General features: G+C 61.3%; 22 protein-coding genes. 11 read left to right on the top strand and 11 right to left on the bottom strand.

What is annotated here, in order from left to right:
* From ABVN20_RS09040 to ABVN20_RS09025, 4 genes are all read right to left on the bottom strand, one after another.
* On the bottom strand, positions 1-942 hold the full coding sequence (locus ABVN20_RS09040; RefSeq protein ID WP_368555313.1) for a MerR family transcriptional regulator: 942 nt from the start codon (positions 940-942) through the stop codon (positions 1-3).
* Positions 942-1,901 carry a YbgA family protein gene (locus tag ABVN20_RS09035; protein ID WP_368555312.1) on the bottom strand — a complete coding sequence of 320 codons (960 nt, stop codon included), beginning with the start codon at positions 1,899-1,901 and terminating at the stop codon, positions 942-944. The genes ABVN20_RS09040 and ABVN20_RS09035 overlap by 1 nt, the downstream gene beginning before the upstream one ends.
* 120 nt (positions 1,902-2,021) lie before the next feature.
* A complete protein-coding gene (locus ABVN20_RS09030) occupies positions 2,022-2,237 on the bottom strand; it encodes a TIGR02450 family Trp-rich protein (RefSeq protein ID WP_368555311.1) in 216 nt (71 codons plus the stop codon).
* Complete coding sequence (locus ABVN20_RS09025; protein ID WP_368555310.1) at positions 2,234-3,220, bottom strand: NAD(P)/FAD-dependent oxidoreductase; 987 nt, start codon at positions 3,218-3,220, stop codon at positions 2,234-2,236. Before ABVN20_RS09025 ends, ABVN20_RS09030 begins: the two co-directional genes overlap by 4 nt.
* A 197-nt stretch (positions 3,221-3,417) precedes the next feature.
* Between ABVN20_RS09025 and ABVN20_RS09020 the strand changes: the two genes are divergently transcribed.
* Together ABVN20_RS09020 and hemH are read left to right on the top strand one after the other, a co-directional pair.
* Positions 3,418-4,320 (top strand): TIGR01777 family oxidoreductase, encoded by a 903-nt coding sequence (locus tag ABVN20_RS09020; RefSeq protein WP_368555309.1) that lies wholly within the window; start codon positions 3,418-3,420, stop codon positions 4,318-4,320.
* A 13-nt stretch (positions 4,321-4,333) separates the two neighbouring features.
* The gene (hemH, locus tag ABVN20_RS09015) at positions 4,334-5,356 is read left to right on the top strand and encodes a ferrochelatase (RefSeq protein WP_368555308.1); all 1,023 of its coding nucleotides are present in this window, start codon (positions 4,334-4,336) and stop codon (positions 5,354-5,356) included.
* Positions 5,357-5,443: 87 nt separating this feature from the next.
* On the opposite strand, the gene ABVN20_RS09010 is transcribed toward hemH, so the two are convergent.
* Positions 5,444-6,718: a uracil-xanthine permease family protein gene (locus tag ABVN20_RS09010; protein WP_368555307.1), complete on the bottom strand. Its 1,275-nt coding sequence runs from the start codon at positions 6,716-6,718 to the stop codon at positions 5,444-5,446.
* Between the two features lie 2 nt (positions 6,719-6,720).
* Positions 6,721-7,359, bottom strand: a complete 639-nt coding sequence (upp, locus tag ABVN20_RS09005; protein ID WP_192305009.1) for a uracil phosphoribosyltransferase — start codon at positions 7,357-7,359, stop codon at positions 6,721-6,723.
* A gap of 162 nt (positions 7,360-7,521) precedes the next feature.
* Here upp and ABVN20_RS09000 point away from each other — a divergent pair, with 162 nt between their 5' ends.
* The 4 genes from ABVN20_RS09000 to ABVN20_RS08985 all read left to right on the top strand — a co-directional run bounded on the left by ABVN20_RS09000 (position 7,522) and on the right by ABVN20_RS08985 (position 9,568).
* Entirely contained in the window at positions 7,522-8,079 is a 558-nt protein-coding gene (locus tag ABVN20_RS09000; protein WP_368555306.1) for a hypoxanthine-guanine phosphoribosyltransferase, read from the top strand.
* Positions 8,080-8,082: 3 nt separating this feature from the next.
* The gene (locus tag ABVN20_RS08995; protein WP_368555305.1) at positions 8,083-8,556 is read left to right on the top strand and encodes a WbuC family cupin fold metalloprotein; all 474 of its coding nucleotides are present in this window, start codon (positions 8,083-8,085) and stop codon (positions 8,554-8,556) included.
* A gap of 175 nt (positions 8,557-8,731) precedes the next feature.
* Entirely contained in the window at positions 8,732-9,217 is a 486-nt protein-coding gene (locus ABVN20_RS08990; RefSeq protein WP_368555304.1) for a hypothetical protein, read from the top strand.
* Between the two features lie 63 nt (positions 9,218-9,280).
* Positions 9,281-9,568, top strand: a complete 288-nt coding sequence (locus ABVN20_RS08985) for a PA4642 family protein (protein ID WP_368555303.1) — start codon at positions 9,281-9,283, stop codon at positions 9,566-9,568.
* Between the two features lie 169 nt (positions 9,569-9,737).
* Here ABVN20_RS08985 and mqo read toward each other — a convergent pair whose 3' ends face one another.
* Both mqo and ABVN20_RS08975 read right to left on the bottom strand, forming a co-directional pair.
* Positions 9,738-11,246, bottom strand: coding sequence for a malate dehydrogenase (quinone) (mqo, locus tag ABVN20_RS08980; RefSeq protein WP_368555302.1), 1,509 nt, complete (start codon positions 11,244-11,246; stop codon positions 9,738-9,740).
* A 751-nt stretch (positions 11,247-11,997) separates the two neighbouring features.
* Positions 11,998-12,231 (bottom strand): hypothetical protein, encoded by a 234-nt coding sequence (locus ABVN20_RS08975; RefSeq protein ID WP_368555301.1) that lies wholly within the window; start codon positions 12,229-12,231, stop codon positions 11,998-12,000.
* A gap of 204 nt (positions 12,232-12,435) precedes the next feature.
* Between ABVN20_RS08975 and ABVN20_RS08970 the strand changes: the two genes are divergently transcribed.
* Positions 12,436-13,020: a YajG family lipoprotein gene (locus tag ABVN20_RS08970; RefSeq protein WP_368555300.1), complete on the top strand. Its 585-nt coding sequence runs from the start codon at positions 12,436-12,438 to the stop codon at positions 13,018-13,020.
* A gap of 158 nt (positions 13,021-13,178) precedes the next feature.
* Here ABVN20_RS08970 and ABVN20_RS08965 read toward each other — a convergent pair whose 3' ends face one another.
* Positions 13,179-13,385 carry a hypothetical protein gene (locus ABVN20_RS08965; protein WP_368555299.1) on the bottom strand — a complete coding sequence of 69 codons (207 nt, stop codon included), beginning with the start codon at positions 13,383-13,385 and terminating at the stop codon, positions 13,179-13,181.
* A 188-nt stretch (positions 13,386-13,573) separates the two neighbouring features.
* On the opposite strand from ABVN20_RS08965, the gene ABVN20_RS08960 reads away from it, so the two are divergent.
* The gene (locus tag ABVN20_RS08960) at positions 13,574-13,852 is read left to right on the top strand and encodes a hypothetical protein (protein WP_368555298.1); all 279 of its coding nucleotides are present in this window, start codon (positions 13,574-13,576) and stop codon (positions 13,850-13,852) included.
* Between the two features lie 68 nt (positions 13,853-13,920).
* Here ABVN20_RS08960 and ABVN20_RS08955 read toward each other — a convergent pair whose 3' ends face one another.
* On the bottom strand, positions 13,921-15,084 hold the full coding sequence (locus ABVN20_RS08955; protein WP_368555297.1) for a 1-acyl-sn-glycerol-3-phosphate acyltransferase: 1,164 nt from the start codon (positions 15,082-15,084) through the stop codon (positions 13,921-13,923).
* Between the two features lie 142 nt (positions 15,085-15,226).
* Between ABVN20_RS08955 and ABVN20_RS08950 the strand changes: the two genes are divergently transcribed.
* From ABVN20_RS08950 to ABVN20_RS08940, 3 genes are read left to right on the top strand one after another with little or no spacing between them, the layout of a single operon-like run.
* The gene (locus ABVN20_RS08950) at positions 15,227-15,409 is read left to right on the top strand and encodes a CPXCG motif-containing cysteine-rich protein (protein ID WP_007947091.1); all 183 of its coding nucleotides are present in this window, start codon (positions 15,227-15,229) and stop codon (positions 15,407-15,409) included.
* Positions 15,410-15,420: 11 nt separating this feature from the next.
* On the top strand, positions 15,421-15,681 hold the full coding sequence (locus ABVN20_RS08945; protein WP_368555296.1) for a DUF2007 domain-containing protein: 261 nt from the start codon (positions 15,421-15,423) through the stop codon (positions 15,679-15,681).
* Positions 15,682-15,716: 35 nt separating this feature from the next.
* Entirely contained in the window at positions 15,717-16,340 is a 624-nt protein-coding gene (locus ABVN20_RS08940) for an SOS response-associated peptidase (protein ID WP_368555295.1), read from the top strand.
* A 98-nt stretch (positions 16,341-16,438) separates the two neighbouring features.
* On the opposite strand, the gene ABVN20_RS08935 is transcribed toward ABVN20_RS08940, so the two are convergent.
* Positions 16,439-18,580 carry a methyl-accepting chemotaxis protein gene (locus ABVN20_RS08935; protein WP_368555294.1) on the bottom strand — a complete coding sequence of 714 codons (2,142 nt, stop codon included), beginning with the start codon at positions 18,578-18,580 and terminating at the stop codon, positions 16,439-16,441.
* Between the last annotated feature and the right edge of the window lie 120 nt (positions 18,581-18,700).

Here is an 18,700-nt window from a genome sequence, read left to right as displayed (position 1 = left end):
CTAGAGAAGTTCGCGCCGAACCCATTCCTGGTGTGCCGAGAGCGGGTCTTCGGCCAGGAACAGATCAGCGATGTCAGAGGTTTTTGCGGCCAGCTCGGCGTGATGGATGCACACCGCCGGGCCGGCGATCATTTTCGGGCAGCCGACGCCGTGCAGCAGTTTGGGTAACTGCGCCAGGTTGATGGCTTTGCTTGAATACAGCAGCACGCCACGGGCTTGCAGGTGATCGACGGCCAGCGCCAGTTCGCCGGGCGGCAGTGGCCAGTCGAACACTTCCACCGGGCAATCGGCGCTGCTGAACAGCCACGCGGTCAGCCACAGATGCGGCTCCAGTGGCCGGTCCGAGTGATTGACCAGCAGCAGCGGCGCGCTGCGCAACTGGCGATTGTTGTGATAAAGGCGCGCGCCGAACTTGCTGCGCAGCCAGGAGTGAAAAAACACCCGCTCCATCTGCGCACCGAACTGACCTTGCCAGCGTTGTTCCAGTTCGGTCAGCAGCGGCATCAGCAGGTGTTCGCACAAGGTCCGTGGCGGGTACAAGGCAATGGCCTGGTTGACGGTGTCATCGAGACTGCGTTCATTCAATTGCGTGATCGCTTGCAGCAAGGTGTGGCGCAGCACGTGCCAATCGTTTTCCACCGAGGCGCTGGCGGCCTGGGGGGTGTCGAGCAGGTGTTTGACCTGGCTGACGGCCACACCGCGATTGAGCCAGGTGAGTATCGTCAGGATGCGTTGCACGTGTTCGGCGCTGAACAACCGATGCCCCTTGGGCGTGCGTTGCGGCACGATCAGGCCATAACGACGTTCCCAGGCACGCAGGGTGATGGCGTTGACGCCGGTGCGTCGGGCCACCTCACGAATCGGCAGCCAGCCTTCGTCCAGGGCTTTCTTGAAATCGGCGCCAAGGTCTTCGCCGGCGCTGCTGTCGATGGCGGTTTTCATCAGATGGCGTTTCGCAGGCTGAGGTTTTCCGGGTGCGGTTGCAGGTAAACCTGTTGCGCGATGTACGGATCGGGGTGTTGGCGGAAGTAGTGCTTGAGCAGCGTCAATGGCACCACCAGCGGCACGATGCCGAGGCGATACTGGCCAATCACGTGCTGCATTTCCTGCTTGTCTTCGGCACTGATGCACCGCTTGAGGTAACCGCTGAGGTGTTGCAGGACGTTGGTGTGCGTGCCGCGCGTGGCGCACTGTTTCAACGCGGCCATCAGCGCGCTGAAATAGCGCGGGCCGAGTTCCTGTGGATCGGTGTGGCCCATGTTGCCGAGCAAATTGCCCAGGACTTTGTACTGCTCGGGATGGTGGGCCATCAGCAGGTATTTGTAGCGCGAGTGAAAGTCGGTGAGGGCGCGGCGGGAGAGACCCTCCCGGCGTAGTTGTTGCCAGTCGCTGTAGGCAAATACGCGGGTGAGGAAGTTTTCCCGCAACACCGGGTCATTCAAACGACCGGCTTCTTCCACCGGCAAATCCACATGCCGGGCGCAGAATGCTTCGGCGTAGATGCCGCGGCCACCGCCATCGACCGGGGCGCCGTTGGCGTGATAGACCTTGACCCGCTCCAGCCCGCACGACGGCGATTTCTGCATGAAGATATAGCCGCAGATATCGTCCAGCTCGGTGGCCATCTTTTCACCGAACTCAGCCAGCGGCCGGGTGACGTTCAACGCGGGGTCAACGGTGCCTACGGCTTCGGGGTGGCGGGTGTCGCCGACCAGGCGGATCGGCTGGCGAGGGATGCCCAGGCCGATCGCAACCTCGGGGCACACCGCAACGAAATCAAAGTAGTCGGTGAGGGTGTGACTGCACAGCTGCGATTGCTTGTGCCCGCCGTTGAAGCGCACCTCGGCACCCATCAGGCAGGCGCTGATGGCGATTTTAGGTTTCACACGGGTGTCGGACATCTGAGCACCTCGAATCAGAACCTGTACAGATTGATTATTCTGTACAACATAACTTCATCATAGATTCAAAGGTGTACAAGTCAAATTGTTTGTATAGCTTTTCGGCGCGGCGCCAGCGGATCACTTCCAGCCCGGCATCCAGACGTCGCTGTCTTTCAGGGCCTTCCAATCCAGGCGTTCACTGCGCCTGGTCAGCACTGCCTGCAATTCCACGTGCAGCACCGTGCCGGCATCATCGCGGTACAGGTCGGTCACCAGAAAGTGTTTTTCGCGGTTTTGCGGATGGGCTGCTGTCCATTTCGACAGCAGCAATTTACTCGGGTTGATCGGGTTCACTGCAGGTGTGCGTGCAGGCGACGTGCGGCTTCCTGACCACTGAGCCAGGCGCCTTCGACACGGCCCGACAGGCACCAGTCGCCGCAGGCGTAGAGACCCAGGTCGGCATCGGCCAGCGTGGCCCATTCATGGCTGCTGGCGGGGCGGGCGTAGAGCCAGCGGTGGGCCAGGCTGAAGGTGGGCGCAGGCATGCTGCTGTGCAGCAGTTCGGCGAACGCGCCGTGCAGGTGCTCGATCACGGCTTCCTTGGACAGGTCGATGTGTTGCCGGCTCCACGCGCTGGTCGCGTGCAGTACCCAGGTGTCGAGGATGTTGTCGCGCCCGGGTTTGCTGCGGTTTCGGGCCAGCCAGTCGAGCGGGCTGTCCTGCACGAAGCAGCCTTCCATGGGGGTGTCCAGCGGTGTTTCGAACGCCAGCGCGACCGCCCAGGTGGGGTCCATTTTCACCCCGGCGGCGGCACCGGCGAGCTTCGGCGCGCTGGCCAGCAGCGCCGTGGCCTGTGGGGCCGGGGTGGCGACGATGACATGGCTGAACGGGCCGTGGGTGAAGCCCTCGGCATCCTGCAGATGCCAATGCTCTTCACCGCGATAAACCTCGGTGATGCGGCAGGCGAACTGCACCTGCAAATCGCCCAGCAGGCCCCGAGTGATGGCGCTCATGTGCGGGCTGCCGACCCAGCGAGTCTGCTCGTCCGGCGACAGATTCAGTTGCCCGCCATGGTAGGTGTAGAGCTGCGGTGCCCATTCGGCGACCCAGCCTTTGCTTTGCCAGCGCTGGACTTCGGTGACGAAGCGGCGGTCGCGCGCGGTGAAATATTGCGCGCCCATGTCCAGGGCCCCCGCATCGCTGCGTTTGCTCGACATGCGTCCACCGCTGCCACGGCTTTTATCGAAAAGTTGAACGACATGCCCGGCCTCGGTAAGGGCCTGGGCGGCTGAGAGTCCGGCGATGCCGGTGCCGATGATTGCGATAGGTACAGTCATAGGGGCCTCGTTTGCCTTTCTGTACAGACTACGCCGCGGTTTAAACCTGTACATAATTATTTTTTGGTATAGCTTTTGATGTTCTCGTTCTGACAGCTTGGCCTATTGTTAAACACAGAGCCTGCTCGATATCAAAGATTCCCTGCTTATAAAAATAGACTAGTGATCAGGGGAAAACGCCACGCGAGGAAGAAGTCATGCACATATTGCTGACCGGCGGTACTGGTTTGATAGGACGCCAACTCTGCAGGCACTGGTCGAGTCAGGGCCATCGCCTGACCGTCGTGAGCCGTACGCCTGACAAAGTCGCGAAAATCTGCGGGCCCCAGGTTCGCGGTATCGCGCTGTTCGAAGACCTGGGACAGGAACCGGTGGATGCGATCATCAACCTCGCGGGTGCGCCGATTGCCGATCGCCCGTGGACATCACGGCGCAAGGCGCTGCTCTGGAGCAGCCGGATTACCCTGACCGAAACCCTGCTGGCCTGGCTGGAACACTGCGAGCAAAAACCCCAGGTGCTGATTTCCGGCTCCGCCATTGGTTGGTACGGCGATGGCGGCGAGCGTGAGTTGACGGAAGACTCGGCGCCCGTCATCGACGACTTTGCCAGCCAGTTGTGCATTGCCTGGGAAGAAACCGCGCAGCGTGCCGAGGCGTTGGGCGTTCGGGTCGTGTTCATTCGCACCGGGCTGGTACTGTCTGCCGAGGGCGGCTTTTTGTCGCGGCTGTTGCTGCCGTTCAAACTGGGGCTGGGCGGGCCTCTGGGCAATGGTCGGCAGTGGATGCCCTGGATTCATATCGACGACGAAATCGCCCTGATTGATTTTCTTCTGCATCAGAAAAGCGCCAGTGGTCCTTATAATGCCTGCGCGCCCAAACCGGTGCGCAATCGCGAGTTCGCCAGGACGCTGGGCAGCGTGCTGCACCGACCGGCGTTCATGCCGATGCCGGCGCTGGCGTTGAAAGTCGGCCTGGGGGAATTGTCATCGCTGTTGCTGGGCGGCCAGAAAGCCTTGCCGGCTCGCTTGCTGGAAGCGGGCTACACCTTCAAGTTCACTGATCTGCGCGCGGCACTGGACGACTTGTCCCGCCGCCTTTGAAATAGGATGTTGCATGACCGATCACGCGTTGCTTCTGGTCAACCTGGGCTCTCCGGCCTCCACCTCGGTGGCGGACGTGCGCAGCTACCTCAATCAATTTCTGATGGACCCGTATGTGATCGACCTGCCCTGGCCGGTGCGTCGTTTGCTGGTCTCGCTGATCCTGATCAAGCGTCCGGAGCAGTCGGCCCACGCCTACGCCTCGATCTGGTGGGAGGAGGGGTCGCCGCTGGTGGTGCTCAGCCGCCGCCTGCAACAGGCCATGACCGCCCAATGGCGCCATGGGCCGGTGGAACTGGCGATGCGTTATGGCCAGCCCTCGATCGAGTCGAAACTGCTGCAGTTCGCCGCCCAGGGGCACAAGCGCGTCACCCTTGCGCCGCTGTATCCACAGTTCGCCGACAGCACCACGACCACGGTGATCGAGGAAGCCAAGCGGGTGATCCGCGAGCACAAGCTCGACGTCACGCTGTCGATTCTCGAACCGTTCTACGATCAGCCGGAATACCTCGATGCCCTGGTGGCGAGCGCCAAACCGCATTTGCAGCAGGACTTCGATCACCTGTTGCTGAGCTTCCACGGGTTGCCGGAGCGTCACCTGAAAAAACTCAACCCCGGCCACCGCTTCGACGGCGCGGGTGATTGCTGCGCCGGAGCGCCGCCGGAGGTGGTTGCGACCTGCTACCGCGGCCAGTGCCTGCGCACGGCGGCCGAGTTCGCCAAGCGCATGGGCCTGCCGGACGGCAAGTGGTCGGTGTCCTTCCAGTCGCGCTTGGGCCGGGCGAAGTGGATCGAACCCTACACCGAAGCCCGTCTGGACGAGCTGGCCAAGAGCGGCGTGAAGAAAGTGCTGGTGATGTGCCCGGCGTTCGTGGCCGACTGCATCGAGACCCTGGAAGAGATCGGTGACCGCGGCAAGGAGCAATTCTGCGAAGCGGGAGGGGAGGAGTTGGTGCTGGTGCCGTGCCTCAATGATGATCCGCAGTGGGCGCGGGCGTTGAGTGCGCTGTGTGAAAGAGCGCCGTTGGCCCTTTAAAAGCATCGCGGGCAAGCCCGCTCCTACACCTGTAGGAGCGAGCTTGCTCGCGATAGCTATCTAACTGACAACCAATGACTTGAAACCTTACAACAGCGGCTCATCCGCCTTGTTGTTCTTCCAGCCATCATTGCCCGGCAAAATCAGGTTCAGCGCAATCGCCACAATGGCGCACAGCGCGATGCCCTTCAGGCCGAAATCGTCCGGACCCGTGCCGGTACCCACCAGCACACCGCCAATGCCGAACACCAGCGTGACCGAGACGATCACCAGGTTGCGCGCTTCGCTCAGGTCGATCTTGTGGCGAATCAGCGTGTTCATCCCCACGGCCGCGATCGAACCGAACAGCAGGCACAGGATCCCCCCCATCACCGGCACCGGGATGCTTTGCAGCAGCGCACCGAACTTGCCGATGAACGCCAGGCTGATGGCGAAGATCGCCGCCCAGGTCATGATTTTCGGGTTGTAGTTCTTGGTCAGCATCACCGCGCCGGTCACTTCGGCGTAGGTGGTGTTGGGCGGACCACCGAACAGGCCGGCTGCGGTGGTGGCAATGCCATCGCCGAACAGCGTGCGGTGCAGGCCAGGTTTCTTCAGGTAGTCGCGACCGGTCACGCTGCCGACTGCGATCACGCCGCCGATGTGCTCGATGGCCGGAGCCAGTGCCACCGGAACGATGAACAGGATCGCCTGCCAGTTGAACTCCGGCGCCGTGAAGGCCGGGATCGCGAACCAGGGGGCCGCGGCGATCTTCGCCGTGTCGACCACACCGAAGTAGAACGACATGGCAAAGCCCACCAGCACACCGGAGATGATCGGCACCAGGCGGAAAATGCCCTTGCCGAACACGGCGACGATCAGGGTGGTCAGCAGCGCTGGCATCGAGATCATCATGGCGGTCTGGTAATGGATCAGCTCGGTGCCGTCGCCGGCCTTGCCCATCGCCATGTTGGCGGCAATCGGCGCCATGGCCAGGCCGATGGAGATGATCACCGGGCCAATCACCACTGGCGGTAGCAGGCGGTCGATGAAACCGGTGCCCTTGATCTTCACCGCCAGGCCCAGGAAGGTGTAGACGAAACCGGCCGCCATCACGCCGCCCATGGTCGCCGCCAGGCCGAACTGGCCCTTGGCGAGAATGATCGGGGTGATGAAGGCGAAGCTCGATGCCAGGAACACCGGCACCTGACGCCCGGTGACGATCTGGAACAGGATCGTGCCCAGGCCCGCAGTGAACAGCGCCACGTTGGGATCGAGGCCGGTAATCAACGGCATCAACACCAGGGCACCGAACGCCACGAACAGCATCTGGGCGCCGGACAGCACCGTGCGCCAGAGCGGATCGTTGAACTCTTGCTGCATGCTTACGCGTCCTTCTGCTTGGTGCCGAAGATCTTGTCGCCGGCATCGCCCAGGCCCGGGATGATGTAGCCGTGTTCATTGAGTTTCTGGTCGATGGACGCGGTGTAGATGGTCACGTCCGGGTGCGCCTTCTCGACGGCGGCGATACCTTCGGGGGCAGCCACCAGCACCATGGCGCGGATGTCGCGGCAACCGGCCTTTTTCAAAAGGTCGATGGTGGCGACCATGGAGCTGCCGGTGGCGAGCATCGGGTCGATGATCATCGCCAGGCGCTCGTCGATTTCCGGCACCAGTTTTTCCAGGTAGGTGTGGGCCTGCAGGGTTTCTTCGTTGCGGGCCACGCCCACGGCGCTGACCTTGGCGCCCGGGATCAGGCTCAGCACGCCTTCGAGCATGCCGATGCCGGCACGTAGGATCGGCACGACGGTGATCTTCTTGCCGGCGATTTTTTCCACCGACACGGTGCCGCACCAACCCGGAATATCGTAGGTTTCCAGTGGCAGGTCTTTGGTGGCTTCGTAGGTCAGCAGGGCGCCGACTTCCTGGGCGAGTTCACGAAAATTCTTGGTGCTGATGTCTGCGCGGCGCATCAGGCCAAGTTTATGACGGATCAGCGGATGGCGGATCTCGAGGATGGGCATGGGAAAGGCTCCGGCGGCGGGCAAAAAAACCGGCCTAGATTAATCTATCCGAGGGTGTTGTCCTATAGACATTAGAGTACGTTAGTCCACAAACGCTTGATCTGACCGGGCGGGATGCGTACCTTTGCCCGCTTTTCCCAACTTGCACCCCTGGAGAGCGCCATGTCCGCTGATCTCGAGCATATCCGTCAAATCATGCGAGAGGCTGACTGCCTGTACACCGAAGCTGAAGTCGAGGCGGCCATCGCCCGCGTCGGTGCTCACATCAACGAGCAGCTGGCTGACAGCAACCCGGTGGTGTTCTGTGTGATGAACGGCGGCCTGATTTTCGCCGGCAAGCTGCTCACCCATCTGCAATTCCCGCTGGAAGCGTCCTACCTGCACGCGACCCGGTATCGCAATGAAACCAGCGGTGGCGACCTGTTCTGGAAAGCCAAGCCGGAAGTGTCGTTCATCGACCGCGACGTGCTGATCATCGACGACATCCTCGATGAAGGGCATACCCTGGGCGCGATCATCGACTTCTGTCGGCATGCCGGCGCGCGCAAGGTGCATACCGCCGTGCTGATCGACAAGGACCACGACCGCAAGGCGCGTCCGGACCTCAAAGCCGATTTCGTCGGCCTGCCGTGCATCGACCGCTACATCTTCGGCTACGGCATGGATTACAAAGGCTACTGGCGCAACGCCAACGGGATTTTTGCCGTTAAAGGAATGTAAGCCATGAGCACGCCGCGCTTTCTTGACCAGACCCTGTTTACCGAACTTGCCGAGAAAGCCGCGGCCAACCCGCGTGGACGCCAGCATCACAACTTCCATCAGATGGAAGAGGCCTGCCATCGGATGGCCGTGGGCTTGCAACCGAGCACCTACATTCCACCTCACCGTCACCTGGGGGAAAACAAGGCCGAGACCTTGCTGGTGCTCAAGGGGCGGCTTGGCGTGTTGATTTTCGACGAGAGCGGTGCGGTGGTGCGCAAGCAGATCCTGCAGGCGGGCGGTGATTGCGTGGGGGTGGATTTGCCCACCGGGGTGTTCCATGGCCTGGTGGTGCTGGAAGCCGACAGCCTGATGTTCGAGTGCAAGGCCGGCCCCTATCGCCCGGTGGGCGAGGGTGAACTCGCCCCTTGGGCGCCCCGTGAAGGCGAGCCAGGTGTGAGCGAATACCACGCCTGGATGCGCGCGCAGTTCGATTGATCCCCCCCTTTCCAACCTGTGGGAGCGAGCCTGCTCGCGATAAAACGTCAACGATAACGCGGGCGTCCTGAATGCCCGTGTTGTGCGGATGTTTTTCGCGAGCAGGCTCGCTCCCACGGGGGAAAGTGTGCGCCTGCACATGGTAAAGTGCCCGGCCTCGCCCCCGGAGCCCGTCATGAGCCTTTTGATCCGCAGCTGTGCCGCCCTGTTGCTGACCCTCAGCCTGCCGCTGGCTGCCGCCCCGGCACCGATGCACGCGCAGTTTCTGCCCCCCGACGACCTGACCCTGCGCGACGCCGAGCCTGAGCAGCAGCAATTGCTGCAGGTCACCGAGTATTCGGTGGTGGTCGGCAGCCAGCGTCAGTCCAACCAGCAGCCGATCCCGGTCACCTCACCGCTGCTGATCCGCCTCAAGGGCAAGTCGCTGAACAAGGGGGCGACCATCACCCAAGTGCTGGTCAACTTCGATGGCGAAAGCAAAAGCCTGAAAAAACCGATCTACGACGACCAGAGCAAAACCCTGACGCTGTATTACCCGTTGACTCAATACCGTACGGTGATTGACCTGTTGCGCAATGAAACCGTGTATTGCCAGTTCCTCAGCTACGCCAATGGCCACGTGTGGGCCGATTTGCACACCGGTGCCGTGCGCCCGCGTTGAGCCTGGCGGCCTGTGAGGGGTAAACTGCCGTCCCCGTGAAATGTCTGTGAGCTGGAGTCGGCAATGCGTAAAGATAAGAAGCAAGTGATTGGTGACGAGATCGGCGACGAGCAGATCAGGTTGTTTCTCGATTTCGAACCGGTCGATGCCACTTCGCCGTCCCTGCACAAACTGATCAAGGCCTACCGTGGCCTGCGCATCGACGATTTCGAGCGTTTCCTGGTGTTCTTCAAGGCCGAAGGCCTGGACCTCGATGGCAAGGACGAGCATGGCAATGATTTCGTCGCGTTGATCAAGGATCAGCGTAACGCCGCCGATTACATCGAATTGATCAACGCCGCCCGCGGTTGATGACTCTGTAGGAGCGAGCTTGCTCGCGATGGGGCCAGCAGGTTCACCCTCGTCGTTTGACAGGACGCCATCGCGAGCAAGCTCGCTCCTACAGGTACAGTCGATTGTATCCAGGCATAAAAAAACGCCCCGCTCTCATTGAGAGCGGGGCGTTTTTCATGGCGTCGAATCAAGCGAAGCTAGGGGTTTCGCTGCTTTCTTCAACCAGTTCCAGCGCGACGTTGTTCTGCGCGTTGATCTTGCGGTACAGCGCAGCGTCGGTTTCCAGTTGCTTCTCGCGAGCCGGGAAGATTTCCGCCAGTTTGGCGGCCCATTCGCCGGAAGCTTTGCCCGGGAAGCATTTTTCGATCAGTTCCAGCATGATCGAAACCGTCACCGAAGCACCTGGCGAAGCGCCGAGCAGGGCTGCCAGGGAACCGTCCTTGGCCGCGACCAGTTCGGTACCAAATTGCAGGATGCCGCCTTTTTTCGGGTCTTTCTTGATGATTTGCACCCGCTGGCCGGCCACTTCCAGGCGCCAGTCCTCGGCTTTCGCCTCGGGGTAGAAGCGACGCAGGGATTCCAGGCGCTGCTCCATCGACTGCATCACTTCGCTGACCAGGTACTTGGTCAGGTCCATGTTGTTTTTTGCCACGGCGAGCATCGGGCCGATGTTACCGGCGCGAACCGACATCGGCAGGTCCATGAACGAACCGTGCTTGAGGAACTTGGTGGTGAAACCGGCATACGGTCCGAACAGCAGGGATTTCTTGCCGTCGACCACGCGGGTGTCCAGGTGCGGCACGGACATCGGTGGCGAACCCACGGCGGCCTGGCTGTAAACCTTGGCCTGGTGGTGCTTGACCACTTCCGGGTTATCGCAACGCAGCCACTGGCCGCTGATCGGGAAACCACCGAAGCCTTTGCTTTCCTCGATGCCGGAAGCTTGCAGCAGCGGCAATGCCGCGCCGCCCGCGCCAAGGAACACGAACTTGGCGTCGACTTCACGGGTGTTGCCGTTGTTGACGTCCTTGATGCTGACGGTCCAGCCACCGTTGTTGCGCTTGAGGCCGGTCACGCGCTTGCAGTATTTGACCTGGGCATCGGGGGCGCTGGTCAGGTGCTTGAGCAGCTGGTTGGTCAGTGCACCGAAGTTGACGTCGGTGCCATTGATCACGCGAGTGGCGGCGAGGACTTCGTCCTTGTCGCGGCCAGGCATCATCAGCGGCATCCATTCGGCCATCATGGCCTTGTCTTCGGTGTACTCCATGTCAGCGAAGGCGTGGTGCTTGCTCAGCACCTTGAAGCGTTCCTTGAGGAACGACACGCCATTGTCGCCCTGCACGAAGCTCAGGTGCGGCACCGGACTGATGAAGGATTTGCACGAACCGAAGGTGCCTTGTTTGGTCAGGTAGGACCAGAACTGCTTCGACACCTCGAACTGGGTGTTGATGTGCACGGCTTTCTTGATGTCGACGACGCCGTCGGCAGCCTGCGGCGTGTAATTGAGTTCACACAGCCCGGCGTGACCGGTACCGGCGTTGTTCCACGGGTTGGAACTCTCCGCGGCACCGGAATCCATCAGCTCGACGACTTCCAGCTTGATCGCGGGGTCGAGCTCTTTGAGCAGTACCGCCAGGGTGGCGCTCATGATGCCGGCCCCTACCAGTACTACGTCGACTGCTTCGTTATGCGCCATTTAACGCGTCTCCAAAATCTGCAGCACCAAATTGTCGGCATGGCTGCCAGGAGTGACGGGGCGTGTCAGTGATGCCCCAGGATACCCATGGCAGGATCGCCATGTCCGAATCTTCGCAATTTATCGCAACTTCGACGGACGCTACCGGCCGGGTCAATGAGGTCTATGAACTCATTTCGACGCACGACTGGCAATTCGACTTATGGTCGAGACATCCGTTTGTGCAACCAAATCCGTAGCGGACAGGCTTCAGGCTCCGGTGTTCGAGGCGTACTCGGTCCTGTGTCGTTGGGCTGTTCCAGACGCTAATGGTGCATATTCAGACGCAAAACTATTCATTTGCTCGCCACACTCTTGTGAAGTTGTGAAAACCCGTTTTTTTCACGCTCTTTTGAAGACGTGAACCTCAAAAAAGGGCTGTCCCAGCCTGGCACCGTGCCCGGATGGATGGCCGCCATGGGATGCATGACAGACAAAACGGGCAAACAGCTCAGTGACCGAGCGTAATGACAGCTCTGCAGATTCGTAATAAAGCGGGGTTTTGCTCAAGGAACAGCAAGCGCGCCAGCTTCACTCGATCTGTGTGGGCGGCTCTCTGTGGGGCGGTGCGGGGTGTCAATTCCCAGGTTTTGCCCAAGGCATTGACGGTGCTGCGAGGCCCGATCAGGAGACGTCCTTATAATCGGGGGGAGATTGTATCTAAGAAACGCAGGGAAATGGGCGTGTTTAATGACTTTTATTAGGCGTCTGGTCAGGTCGCCAACAGTTGCTGGGCACGGGCACGCGGGCGACGCTGGATGACACGGGCACTGGCGGGCAGTGGCTGGTGCAGCCAGTTCAGACGGATTTCTTCGATTTCGACCCAGCCTTCGCCCATTGGCTGCAGGCTGCACTGCTTGAACGCCTGGCAATGACCGTTGCGATCCAGGAGCGCGAAGCAGCGATGTTGCGGGCGTGGGGTGAACAGCGAGATGAGAAAGCGCATGGCAAATGACCTTTTGGCTAATTGTTGCCTACGTTGTCAGCGCGGCGTGACGCGCTTGTGAAAAGCGCATGAAAAGTGTGTGACAGGAACCGCCATCCACGGGGCAGGTCAGAGATTGCAGTAATCGCTGCGCGACGCTAGTTAGCCGACATGGCGCACCGCTATACTGCCGGCCTGTTTGTGCCTGATGATGGAGAGATGAGCATGTTGCAACGCCTGTTGTTCGGTTTGATCACTGTGACTAGCTTGACGCTGGTTGGCTGCGCCCACAGCCCGCAACAACTCAACCCCGAGCCGAAGCTGACCGCTCAGCTGGCGCCGGTCGGCCGTGGCCAGCCTGTGGTGGTGCGTGTGGTGGACGGTCGTCCTTCGCCGACCCTGGGCACCCGCGGCGGTCTGTACCCTGAAACCAGCGCAATCACCGTGCAGGGCCAACAGATCCTGCCGAAGCTGCAGGCCCAGGCCGAAGCAGCGGTACGCCTGCTGGGCTTCACCCCGACGTCCAATGCGATGAATGCTCCGCAACTGACCGTGACCCTGGCGGAACTGAAATACCAGTCGCCCAAGGAAGGCATGTACGTGACCGAAGCGACCATCGGCGCAACGTTCCGCTCCGACGTGCAGAACGCCAACCGCCGTTACAGCGGGCGCTACGGTGCGTCCCTGGACCAGCGCTTCGGCATGGCGCCGAACCAGGAAACCAACACCAAGCTGGTCAGCGACGTGTTGAGCGATGCGCTGACGCGCCTGTTCAAGGACCCGACTGTGGGTCAGATCCTCGGCGAGTAACTTCCAGCCAGATGCATTTTGTGGGAGCGAGCCTGCTCGCGATGATCGTCAACGATGACGCGGGCAGTCTGACGCCCTGCGGCGATCTTGGGTCCATCGCGAGCAGGCTCGCTCCCACAGTTACTCTGCACAGCCAGGTATCTGGGTAAACACTCAGATCAAGCCGCTTCGCAATAAAAATCCAGCACACTCACACCCGTCAGCAAGTCCGTTTCGGGCAAGTCCGCGTGTTGATGCCCTCCCAGCGCGCAATACACCAGCCAATGACGATCCTGAACGTTGAAGGCAAGGCTGCCGACCAGCGCTTGTTGTTCTTCGCTTTGGGCAATGAGGTAGAGGCGATCCTGGTTTTCTGCGTGCAGCATGACAATGTCCGTGTCGGTTTTGGTGGGGCGAGAGACTGGCCTATTCAGATGACGAAGCCGTGACGCAGGGCAGGAATCTGCCAGATGGTGAGTTATTTGTCGTAAAACCTCGGGCAGCCGGGGCGTCTTTGGGTAGAATTCGCGCCGCGGTCGTCGATCCGGCGCCGGTCAACCGTCCGAGGTTTGTGATGTCGCTGCATTTGATGACGCTGTTTACTGCCCATCCCGCCAAGTTGATCAATCTGCTGGCCTTGCTGTTTGCGTTTCCGGGCAGCTGGCTGCTGCACGCCACGCGTCGCCGTGAATTGCGCGCGCAGGCCAATCTGCTGGCGCAGCGTCAGAGCCGTCCGAGCGAGGAGCCAAACATTGATTGGGCGACCTTGCGCATGAACCGGTTTTTCTACCGATTCGGCTTTGCCTGCCTGGGGCTGGCACTGCTGGTGTCGTGGATCAGCACGCGGGTCTGAACGGCGTGTAAAGAAAGCCCCATGCAAAACGGCGCCCGAGGGCGCCGTTTTCGTTCCAGCCAAATGCCTTATAGCGACAACCCGGCCTTCACCCGGTACTGATTGCGCACGGGCGTTGCGTATTGCAGCACCAGGAACGGGCGATGCTCTTCAGGGCAGGCATCCAGGCGCTGTTGCCATTGCGCCTGGGCCTTGGCCAGTTCGTCGGCACCGAACACCTCGGCGGCCTTGGGTACCTGCAACTGCGGATCGGCGTCCTGCCACTGCGCGTACGCCAGGTAGTGCACCGGGAACAGGCGATAGCCCCCCAGGATCTGCTTGTCCATCTCGACCGCCAGTTGCTTGGTGTCTTCGAACAATTCAGTGATCGGCGCGGCGAAGTTCACGTGCACCCGGCCCTTGTAGCCGGTGATGCCCTTGGCGATGCTCACGTCATCCTCGCCCGGTACTTTGGTGTAGCTGCCGGTGGTGGCGCGGATGTACAGCTCGCGGGCCTTGGCCTGGTCGCACGGGTCGTATTCGTAGCTGATCGACACCGGGGTCAGGTTCAGCGACTTGATGACCTCGCCGAATGGCTCGTCCTTGCGGCTCATGTGGAACATCTTGAGGATCGCCGACTCGGTACGGTCATCGCCGTCCTTGGCCCGGCCTTCGGCCTGGGCGATCCAGATCGAGGCGCAATCGTTGCGGATCGAGTGGTTGATGTACGCGGACAGCAGCTGGTAAGCGGCCATTTTTTCCCGGCGCCCGGTAATCGAACGGTGCACGATGAAGCTCTTGTTCAGGCGCATCAGGTCGCTGACGAAGGGCTTTTGCAGCAGGTTGTCGCCAATCGCGATGCGCGGCGTCGGCAAGCCGGCGTGATACACGGCGTAGTTGACGAAGGCCGGGTCCATCACGATGTCGCGGTGGTTGGCGATGAACAGGTAGGCGCTGCCGGACTTGAATTGCTCGACGCCCGTGTAGGTCACCCCGTCGGTGGCGCGGTCGATGGTGTGGTCGACGTAATACTCGACCTTGTCCTGCAGCGTGGCCACCGAATCGACCCCGGCGAACTCACGGCGCAGGCGGGCCGCAATGAGCGGTTTGAGCATCCAGCCGAAGGCACCGGCAAAACGCGGAAAGCGGAAGTGGGTGAGGATATCTAGAAACGCCTTGTCGCTGAGCAAACGTGCCAGCACCGCTGGGACTTCGCTATCGTCGTAAGGTCGGATGGCATCGAATTCGCCCATCATGCTCTCTTGTTGGAAACGGCTAGGGTAAGTAAAGGTTTTGATCGAAAACCGGCGGGGCACGGTCTGAAAAGGTAGCCAGACACCAATAGCCCTGCAAATAGACCGGCGATTATACGCACAAGTCACCCTGGAGACCGCGATGCTGGAAACCGAGCGCTACGAATGTCCTTATTGTGGAGAAGAGGCCGAGGCCGTGCTGGACCTGTCCGGCGGTGACCAGACCTATATTGAAGACTGTCCGGTGTGTTGCCGGCCGATTACCTTTGTACTGCAGACCGATGGTCAGGAATGGATGCTCGAAGTTCACAGCGAAAATGAATGAAGGGGCATTTCATGCAGCGAATCTATGAGCCGGAAAGCCTGATGGAAGGCGAGTTGCTGCAACGCATGCTGGAAAGCGAGGGTATCGAGGCGCATCTGGTCGGGCGGGATTTGCTCGGTGCCAGCGGCGAGCTGCCCATCTTCGGTCTGTTGGGGCTGGCGGTGGAAGACGATCAGGCCGCCAGCGCCCGCGCGCTGATCACGGCGTACAATGCCGCGCTGCCACTGCCGGGCGATGAACCGGACAGTTTTCCCGGCACGCTGGTCTGTTAGGCTGGCGGTCGTTTTATCAAGAGTCGTGCTACCCCATGTGTGGACGTTATGCCCTGTTTCGCTGGAACCCCGCCTTCGCGGCCCTGCCTGGCTTTCCGGCCGATCAGCAGGCCCAGTGGAACATTTCCCCCAACGATTCGGTGTTGATGATTCGCGCCGACGCCGACGGCCAGCGCACGTTGGCCCGTGCGCGCTGGGGATTGACGCCGCCGTGGCTGACCGACCTGTCCCGCACCCCGGCCCATGCCCGGGCCGAAACCGTGGCCGAGCAACCGATGTTCCGCCAGGCCCTGCGCGAGCGCCGCTGCCTGCTGCCGGCCAACGGCTTTTACGAATGGCGCGGCGGCACCCGCAAGCGCCCGTACTGGTTGACGCCGGGGGAGGGCTCGTCAGTGTTTTTTGCGGCGATCTGGGAAGCCTACCCGGTGCAGGAACAGGTGTGGCTGAGCACGGCGGTGATCACGCAGCCGGCCATGAACCAGCGGCGGCCCCTGATCCTCGATGCGGCAGGGCAACAGGCCTGGCTCGATCCAGAAACACCCTTGCATGTGCTGCAGGGGCTGTTGGCCAGCGAGCCGGTCGCGTTGCGCGAGCGGGTGCTGGCTAATCTGGTGAATGATCCGAAATTGAATGGGCCGGAGTGTCTGACTCCGGCTTGATGGGGTGTTTCGGCCGGCCCTATCGCGAGCAAGCTCGCTCCTACAGTGAACGCAGATCCCGTGTAGGAGCGAGCCTGCTCGCGATAGGGCCCTGAAGATCAAACCTTGAACTGATTGATCAACCGCCGCTGCTGCTCGGCCAACTTGGTCAACCCGGCACTCGCCGCGCTCGACTCATCGGCACCGCCCGCCACCTCGTTGGCCACCTGGCCGATGTTGATCACGTTGCGGTTGATGTCATCGGCCACCGCGCTCTGTTCCTCCGCGGCACTGGCGATCTGGGTGTTCATGTCGTTGATCACCGACACCGCCCGGGTGATCGCGTCCAGCGCTTCGGCCGCCTTGGCCGCGTGTTGCACGCTCTCATCGGTGCGGTTCTGGCTGTCTTCCATCACCCGCACCACGTCGCGCGTGCCCTGTTGCAACTGCTGGATCATGGTCTGGATTTCTTCGGTGGCCTGCTGGGTTTTCTGCGCCAGGTTGCGCACTTCATCGGCCACCACGGCAAACCCGCGACCTTGTTCCCCGGCGCGCGCCGCTTCGATGGCGGCGTTCAAGGCCAGCAGGTTGGTCTGTTCAGCGATGCCGCGAATGGCGGTGAGGATGGCGTTGATGTTCTCGCTGTCCTTGGCCAGCGCTTGCACCACATTCACCGCCTTGCCGATTTCCACGGCCAGCACGCCGATCGAGTTCGAGGTGTCCTGCACGATCTGCTTGCCCTGGGCCGCCGACTGGTCGGCGTGGCTCGCCGCTTGCGCCGCCTGGGTGGCGTTGCGCGCCACATCCTGGGCGGTGGCGGTCATCTCATGCACGGCGGTGGCGACCTGGTCGATCTCGACCATTTGCTTCTGCACGCCGATGTTGGTGCGGATGGCGATGTCGGCGGTGTGTTCCGACGAGTCGCTGACGCTCTGCACCGACGTCACCACCTGGGTGATCATCGCCTGCAACTTGGCCAGGAAGGTGTTGAAGCCCTTGGCGATCGAGCCCAGTTCATCGGCGCGATCGCTGCTCAGGCGGCGGGTCAGGTCGCCTTCACCCTTGGCGATGTCGTCGAGCATGGCCACCATCTGCCGCAGCGGGCGGGCAATGCCGTGGCCCACCAGCCAGATCACCAGCAGGCCGATGCCGGCAATCACCAGGCCGACCATGGCCATGCCGAAGGTGTCGGACTTGCGCTGGCTATTGAGGTCGGCCTGCAGCTTTTGCAGGTCGGCCATCACCGCGTCCAGCGGCAGTTGCAGCATCAGCGTCCAGCGCGCGTCGGTCTGGCCGATGCCGAATGGCAGGTACAACTCGATGCGGCCCTGGGCCTTGTCGACGGTGTAAGTCACTTCGCCGCGCTTGAGATTGGCCATGTTGGCAATCTGCTGGCTGTCGAGGATGTCGCTGACCTTTTCACCGAATTTGCTCGGGTCCTTGGTGTAGGCGACGATCCGGCCATTGCCTCCGATCAGCGCCATTACGCCCGAGCCGTTGTACAGCTTCTGGTTGGCGCCCAGGAGCATTTCCTGGATGAAGTTCACCGACAGGTCGGCGCCGACGATGCCCTGGAAGGCGCCGTTGAGCATGATCGGTTCGATGAAGGACGCGAGCATGACGATCTTGTCGCCGACCTTGTAGGGCGCCGGATCAATCACACAGGACTTTTTCGTCTCTTTCGAGCACAGGTAATACTCGCTGGCACGCACCCCGGTGGACAGGGTCTTCTGGTCGTCGACATCCACCAGTTTGTCCAGGCCCAGGCTGCCGTCGGCATTGCGGAACCACCACGGCAGGAAACGGCCGTTGGCCGGGTCGATGCCTTTGACCTGGGTGCCGATGTAGGCCGCGTCATTGCGGTCCAGTACGTTTTGTTCCCAGGCGATGTAGGTGCCGAGAATCTTCGGGTTTTTCGCCACGTTTTCCTTGATCAGGCTGATCAATTGCTCGCGGTTGAGGCTCAACTGCGGTTGGCCGTCGGCACCCGGCGTGCCGATCAGCGCGTTGACCCGCACCAGGCCGCCGGCAATCAGCAGGGGCGCTTCGAGTTCACGCTGGATCTGGCTGACCTGGGTTTGCGCCAGGGACGTCAGGCGCTGTTCGATGACTTGTTCGAATTGCGCCTGGGTTCGCTCCTGGACCATGTCCTGGGTGCGGGCACCGGAGAACAGCGCGTACAGCACCAGCGCCGCGACGACACTTAATACGATGGCACCGGCCAGGGCTGCCACGGAAAACTGGATCGACTTGAACTTCATGGGGACTCCGCACGCAAGAGGATATCTGCGGTGCTGTATCGGCATTGGCACTGAGGGCCATGAGCGCGGGGCGATGAATTGACTGTTTTGGAGAGGTTGATGTCGCATTTGAAGCATGGC

The sequence above is a fragment of the Pseudomonas sp. MYb118 genome, assembly GCF_040947875.1.
In the GTDB taxonomy this organism is placed as follows: domain Bacteria; phylum Pseudomonadota; class Gammaproteobacteria; order Pseudomonadales; family Pseudomonadaceae; genus Aquipseudomonas.
The sequence above is the reverse complement of the archived record's forward strand: the minus strand, read 5'-3'. Positions and strand labels throughout refer to the sequence as shown.